Below are 6,876 nucleotides of genomic sequence, written 5' to 3'. Positions count from 1 at the left end.
GATCGCCGCCTCGCCCAAGACCATCCTGTTCATCAGCCACGACCGTGAGCTGCTCGCCAACACCGCCACCCGGATCGTCACCGTCGAGCTCGGCTCGGCCGGCAACCGCGTGTGGACCCACCCGGGCGGCTTCGCGTCGTACCACCAGGCCCGCCAGGACCGCTTCGCACGCTTCGAGGAGCTGCGCAGGCGCTGGGACGAGGAGCACGCCAAGCTCAAGGCGCTGGTGATGATGTACAAGCAGAAGGCCGCCTACAACGACGGTCTGGCCAGCCGCTACCAGGCCGCGCAGACCCGGCTGCGCAAGTTCGAGGAGGCCGGCCCGCCGACCGAGCAGCCCCGTGAGCAGCAGGTGTCGATGCGGCTGGCCGGCGGCCGTACGGGCAAGCGCGCCGTCGTCGCCGAGGACCTCGAGCTGACCGGCCTGATGAAGCCTTTCGACCTCGAGGTCTGGTTCGGCGAGCGGGTGGCGGTGCTCGGCTCCAACGGCTCGGGCAAGTCCCACTTCCTGCGCCTGCTCGCGGCCGGCGGCAGCCGTCCCGACGTGGAGCACCAGCCGGTGGGGGAGGTGGCGATCGCGCCCGTCCCGCACAGCGGCCACGTGCGGTTGGGGGCCCGGGTGCGACCCGGCTGGTTCGTCCAGACCCACGAGCACCCCGAGCTGGTCGGCCGCACGCTGGTGGAGATCCTCCACCGCGGTGACGACCACCGCAGCGGGATGGGGCGCGAGCAGGCGAGCCGGGTGCTCGACCGCTACGAGCTCGCCCACGCCGCCGAGCAGGTCTTCGAGTCCCTCAGCGGGGGCCAGCAGGCACGCTTCCAGATCCTCCTCCTGGAGCTGTCGGGTGCCACCCTGCAGCTGCTCGACGAGCCCACCGACAACCTCGACGTCGACTCGGCCGAGGCGCTGGAGGCGGGGCTCGACGCGTTCGAGGGAACGGTCCTCGCCGTCACCCACGACCGGTGGTTCGCCCGGGGGTTCGACCGGTTCCTGGTCTACGGCGCCGACGGTGAGGTCTACGAGTCCGACGGGCCCGTCTGGGACGAGGGGCGCGTGCGCCGCACCCGCTGAGGCAGGCACCGGAAGGGGACATTCCGCCTACCGGGACACGATCGGTGTGGTCGGGACCACAAGCCTCACTCTTTCCTCGTGCCGATCGTGACGGGAGTCACTGTCGCCGTGATCCCGAATGGAGAACCCCGTGCAATTCCTCACTCAGATTCGTAACCGCCGTCCGGCGCTCGCGCTCACCTCGATGGCCCTGGCCGGTGCCCTGGTCCTCACCGCCTGTGGCGGCGACGGTGGCAACAACGACGAGCCGTCGTCCAAGGAGCTCACCAAGTCCGACATCTTCACCCAGGGCTGGGTGGGCGAGCAGAGCGACGCCGACCCCGTCGCCGGTGGCACCCTGAGCTTCGCCGAGTACGGCGAGGCCCGCAGCTTCGACACCACCAAGACGTACGCGACCGGCGCGACGGGCGGCAACGTCCTGGCGGCGCTGTACGACACCCTGATGCGCTACGACCGCGACGCCGACGCCTGGGTTCCCCAGCTGGCCGAGTCGCTGGAGAGCAACGACGACCAGACGGTGTGGACCCTGAAGCTGCGTGAGGGCGTCACGTTCTCCGACGGCACCCCGGTCGACGCCAAGGCCGTCGTGGGCTCGCTGGGCTACTACATGGCCAACTACGGCTACGGCAGCATCACCATGCTCACCAACGGCGCGAAGATGAAGCCGATCGACGACCTGACCGTCGAGTTCACCGTGGCCCGCCCGTGGGCGACCTTCCCGGCGATGCTCTCCGGTGGCCCCGGCATGATCATGGCCCCGGCCGCGTACAAGGACCCCGCCAACTTCAAGCCGATCGGTGCCGGTGCGTTCGAGCTGGAGAAGTACACCCCGCAGAGCGAGACCCTGCTGAAGGCCCGCCCCGACTACTACGGCGGTGCCCCGAACCTGGAGAAGCTCCGCTTCGTCACCCTGGGTGCCGACTCCGCCAAGGTGGAGTCGCTGGAGAACGGCGACGTCAACGGCGCCTGGATCCGCACCGACAACGTGGTGGAGAAGGCGCGTGAGGACGGCCACGAGGGCTACGTCTACGTCTACGGCTCCGGCGTCATGATCAACATCAACGGCCGCGAGGGACGTCCCGGCGAGGACATCCGCGTCCGCCAGGCGCTGGCCATGGCCTTCGACAACCAGAGCTACGTCGACCGCGCGAAGGAGGGTGCGGGCATCGCGTCCAAGTCCCTGTTCGCCGACTCCTCGCCGTGGTCGACCGGTGTCGAGACCCCGGACGTGGACGTCGAGGCCGCCAAGGCGCTCCTCGACGAGGCCAAGGCCGACGGGTACGACGGCAAGATCGGCTACCTTGTCGCCTCCGACCCGGCCGCGCAGGCCGCCGGTGTGCAGGTCGAGGCCCAGCTCGAGGCCGTCGGCTTCGACGTCACCCTGGACGTCGCCGAGAGCATCACCGACCTGGTGCAGCGCGCGTACGTCGACCACGACTTCGACCTGACCCAGGGCGCCTCCAACGTGCCCGACGAGGACCCGTTCGGTGCGCTGTACGAGTGGCTCTACTCGCAGTCGCCGACCAACGGTGGTGGCTACGCGAACGAGGAGGTCGACAAGCTCCTCGGTGAGCTGCAGGCCGTCGGCGACGACCCCGAGGCCGGTGCCGAGGTCATGAAGAAGATCGAGACCATCTTCCAGGAGGAGGTCCCCTCGATCATCGTCGGCCCGAACGCCGTCTTCGTCGTCCTCGACGACAACACCAACGGCGTCATCCCGACCACGCAGGGCATCCAGTTCTTCGACGAGGCCTGGATCGCCAAGTGAGACTGAGCCTCACCGGCACCCGCCGGTGAGCACCGCGAAGGGCGCGGGTCGGCACCAGCCGGCCCGCGCCCTTCCGCGTTGACGCTCAGTTGCCGAACGGGGAGCGGGGCATCTCCTCGTCCTGCCCGGGCTGGGTGGGGGTGGTGCTCGTGGACGCCTGGCCCTCGTCGGAGTCGAGGACCAGGTCGGCGCTCATCTCGCGGCCGTTGCGCACCCAGGTCACCGTGACCGTGTCGCCGGGACGGAACCCGCGCACGGTGGCGACCAGCGAGTCGGCACCGCTGATCTGGTGCTCGCCGACGCGGGTGATCACGTCGTCCGCGCGCAGGCCGGCCTTGCCGGCCGTGGTGTCCTCGCCGACCTCGCGGACCAGGGCGCCGGTGGCCCCCTCGGTGCTGTCGGTCACCGAGATGCCCAGGCGTGCGTGGGTGGGCGTCTCGCCCGCAGCCATCTGCTCGATCACGGGCAGCACCTCGTCGATCGGGATCGCGAAGCCCAGGCCGATCGAGCCGGACTCCGACTGCTGCCCGTACGCCGACGAGCTGGACGCCGTACGGATCGAGGAGTTGATGCCGACGACGGCGCCGGTCATGTCGACCAGCGGGCCGCCGGAGTTGCCGGGGTTGATCGCCGCGTCGGTCTGGATCGCCGGGTAGGTGGTGGCGTTGCCGCTGGAGGCCTGCCCGACGTTCACCGGTCGGTTCAGCGCGCTGACGATCCCGCTGGTGACCGTGGAGTCCAGACCGAACGGGGAACCGATCGCGACCACGGACTGGCCGACGTCGAGGTTGGCCGACTTGCCGATGGTGGCCGGCGTGAGCCCCGTGACGTCCTTGGCCTGGATCACCGCGGTGTCGGTCAGCGGGTCGGTGCCCAGGACCTCGGCCTGCGCGGAGGTGCCGTCGGCGAAGGAGACGCGCAGCTCTCCGCCCTCCCCGGCCCCCTCGACGACGTGGTTGTTGGTGAGGATCTGGCCGTCCTCGGTCAGGACGATGCCTGAACCGGACCCGGAGCCCGACTGCGAGCTCACGTCGATGCGTACGACGCTCGGCAGGACCGCCGAGGCCACCGCCTCCACGGAGCCCTCGACGGCCTTGGTGTCGCCCTGGTCGACCACGTTGGCCGCGATACTGGTCCCCTTGGCCTCGGCGCCGCCGGACGCCTCGTCCCACAGGGCCGCGCCGCCCACACCGGCGGCGCCACCGACGATGAGCGAGGTGAGGACGGCCGCGACGAGCGTGGTGCCGCGACGCTCCTTGGGGCGGCGCACCTCGAAGGGCGTGCCGCCGGGGTACGCCTGGGCTGCCTGGTGGGGCTGGGCTGGCTGGTGTGGCTGGGCACCGGGGTGAGTGTCGTGCGGCGTGGAGGCGGGGAAGCCGACGGGGCCCGCGGGCTGTGGGCCGGGGGCGCCCGCGCCGGCGGCCCCGTCGGCTGGCTGGGAGGGGAACACGGCCGTCGGCTCGGGAGCGCCGCTCGGGCGGATCGGAGCAGTCTGGTCCATCGCGTCGTCAGGGCGGCCGCTGGGGGAGTCGGGGCGGCCCGTGGGGTCCTCGGGAGTGTTCATGCCCCCACGATGCGTCGGGTCCCTGTGTGGTTTCTGAGAGCCTGCTTTGGGTGACGGAAGAGTTCGGCCCCGCTGGAACCGCCGCGGCGGTCAGGCAGGCAGGCGCCGCACCACGTCGCCGGGGCGTACCGTCCCTCCGGCCACGACGCGCGCGTTGAGGCCGCGCAGGCGCAGTTCCTTGCCCAGCTCGGAGTTGACGAACTCCATCGCCTCGCGGCCGAACCGCTGCACGAACTTGGCGCAGCCGTTGTGCGGCTTGGCGGTCACCTCGATCACCGCGCCGTCGTCGCCCAGGGCCAGTCGGGTGCCGGTGGGCAGGTTGGCCCGGGAGATGTCGAGGTCGACGTAGAGCTGGTCGCCGGCCTCCGCGCGCCCGGCGTCGTCGTCGGCGAGCAGCCCGACCATGCGCGAGCTCATCACGTTGATCTGGGCCTCCAGGTGGCGCCCCTGCTCCACTGCGTGCGAGGTGGCCCGGCTCAGCCAGTTGTCGCCGACGAGCCCCAGCTCGGGGTCGAGGAGACCCTCCGTGAGCACCTCGCGCGCGAGCCGCTCGGGCCGTCGTACGACCAGGGTGAGGGTGCCGACCTCGGCCGGGGCCTCGCGCAGGTACGCCTCGCGCGACGCCAGGTGGCTCGTGGGGTGGGCGCTGACGGCGGGGATCTGGCTGGGGTCCGGGACGGTCTGGGTCACCCGGACATCCTCACCCGGACGGTGGCACGTGCAAAGACGCCCCGACCGAGAATCTCGGTCGGGGCGTCCGCGACGGTGACGCGTCGGATCAGGCCCAGCGCTCCTCGGCGGGAACGAAGGTGAGCTGGCGGTCGCCGGTGTAGATCTGCTTCGGGCGAGCGATCTTCTGCTCCTTGTCCGTGATCAGCTCGTTCCACTGGGCCAGCCAGCCCGGCGTACGACCGATCGCGAAGAGCACGGTGAACATCTCCGGCGGGAACTGCAGGGCCTCGTAGATCAGGCCCGAGTAGAAGTCCACGTTGGGGTAGAGGCGCCGCTTGACGAAGTACTCGTCCTCCAGCGCGATCTTCTCCAGCTCCTGGGCGATCTCCAGGAGCGGGTTGACCCCGGTGACCTCGAAGACGTCGTCGCAGGCCTTCTTGATGAGCTTGGCGCGCGGGTCGTAGTTCTTGTAGACGCGGTGACCGAAGCCCATGAGCTTCTCCTCACCGTTCTTGACGCCCTCGATGAACGCCGGGATGTTCTCCTTCGACCCGATGCGGCGCAGCATGCGCAGCACGGCCTCGTTGGCGCCACCGTGCAGCGGGCCGTACAGCGCCGCGACACCGGCCGCGACGGCCGAGTAGGGGTCGACCTGCGAGGAACCGACGGAGCGGACCGCGTTGGTCGAGCAGTTCTGCTCGTGGTCGGCGTGCAGGATCAGCAGCACGTCGAGGGCCTTGGCGATGCGCGGGTCGGCCGCGTAGCTCTGCTCGCTCATGCGGAAGAGCATCGAGAGGAAGTTCTCGGTGTAGCTGAGCTCGTTGTCGGGGTAGACGAACGGCTTGCCCTGCGCGTGGCGGAAGGCCCAGGCGCCCAGGGTGGGCATCTTGGCGATCATCCGGACCATCTGCATGTGCCGGTTCTCGGCGTCGGAGATGTTCACCGCGTCCGGGTAGAAGGTGGACAGCGCGCCGACGGAGGCCATCAGCATGCCCATCGGGTGCGCGTCGTACCGGAAGCCCTGGACGAACTCCTTCACGTTCTCGTGCACGAACGTGTGGTAGGTGATCTCGTGCACCCAGGTCTCGTACTGCTCCTTGGTGGGCAGCTCACCGTTGATCAGCAGGTAGGCGACCTCCAGGAAGGTCGACTTCTCCGCCAGCTGCTCGATCGGGTACCCGCGGTACTCGAGGATGCCCTTGTCGCCGTCGATGAAGGTGACGGCAGAACGGCAGGACGCGGTGTTCACGAAGCCGGGGTCGTAGGTGGCCAGACCCGGCTCGTCGTCGGTGAGGCGGATCTGCCCCAGGTCCTTCGCGGCGATCGTGTTGTCGCTGATCGCGATGTCGTACTCCTTGCCGGTCCGGTTGTCCCGGACCGTGAGGGAGTCGGTCGGCTTGGCCGCTACGTCTGTCACGTCGGCTCCTTGTTCGCAGTGCTGCGCATGTGTGTTTGTCGTCACCAATTTATCGGCGCCCCACTGGGACGTCACAGGCGGGGTTCCGAAAAATCCTGCTCGCGGACCCGTCCCCGGGGAGGATGGCCGGTGGCCGGCCCGGGGCGGTGGCCGCACGCTCCACCCTAGACCCCCCGCCGAAGGCGCTGGCGAGGCCGAGGTCAGGCCGCGGGACGTACGTCCGTGCTTTTGACCCACGTACTTCCTGCCGCGTACTCTTGCAAGTCGCGACTCCTGCCGCGCTCTTCGCCGTGCCGTTCACTTGGCCGACGGGGGGTGCAGATCCGGACGTCTCGTCCCGCCGGTCCGCCGGTGGTGCGGGTAAGCCGGGCCGTGTTCGTCAG

The 6,876-nt window shown here is 70.0% G+C and carries 5 protein-coding genes; 2 read left to right on the top strand and 3 right to left on the bottom strand.

Going from position 1 to position 6,876, the window contains the following annotated elements; translation table 11 throughout:
* Both ACI379_RS14375 and ACI379_RS14370 read left to right on the top strand, forming a co-directional pair.
* A partial coding sequence (locus ACI379_RS14375) for an ATP-binding cassette domain-containing protein (RefSeq protein WP_439792781.1) occupies positions 1-1,072 on the top strand: 1,072 nt, incomplete at its 5' end.
* A 130-nt stretch (positions 1,073-1,202) separates the two neighbouring features.
* On the top strand, positions 1,203-2,840 hold the full coding sequence (locus tag ACI379_RS14370; RefSeq protein ID WP_439792780.1) for an ABC transporter substrate-binding protein: 1,638 nt from the start codon (positions 1,203-1,205) through the stop codon (positions 2,838-2,840).
* 85 nt (positions 2,841-2,925) lie between these two features.
* Here ACI379_RS14370 and ACI379_RS14365 read toward each other — a convergent pair whose 3' ends face one another.
* From ACI379_RS14365 to ACI379_RS14355, 3 genes are all read right to left on the bottom strand, one after another.
* Positions 2,926-4,404 (bottom strand): S1C family serine protease, encoded by a 1,479-nt coding sequence (locus tag ACI379_RS14365; RefSeq protein WP_439792779.1) that lies wholly within the window; start codon positions 4,402-4,404, stop codon positions 2,926-2,928.
* 90 nt (positions 4,405-4,494) lie between these two features.
* Positions 4,495-5,094 carry a hypothetical protein gene (locus ACI379_RS14360; protein ID WP_439792778.1) on the bottom strand — a complete coding sequence of 200 codons (600 nt, stop codon included), beginning with the start codon at positions 5,092-5,094 and terminating at the stop codon, positions 4,495-4,497.
* Positions 5,095-5,182: 88 nt separating this feature from the next.
* Complete coding sequence (locus tag ACI379_RS14355) at positions 5,183-6,493, bottom strand: citrate synthase (RefSeq protein ID WP_439792777.1); 1,311 nt, start codon at positions 6,491-6,493, stop codon at positions 5,183-5,185.
* Positions 6,494-6,876: the final 383 nt, after the last annotated feature.

The sequence above is a fragment of the Nocardioides sp. genome (assembly GCF_051876515.1).
Taxonomy (GTDB): Bacteria; Actinomycetota; Actinomycetes; order Propionibacteriales; family Nocardioidaceae; genus Nocardioides.
Note: the sequence above shows the minus strand (reverse complement) of the source record. Positions and strands in the feature narration are given on the sequence as shown.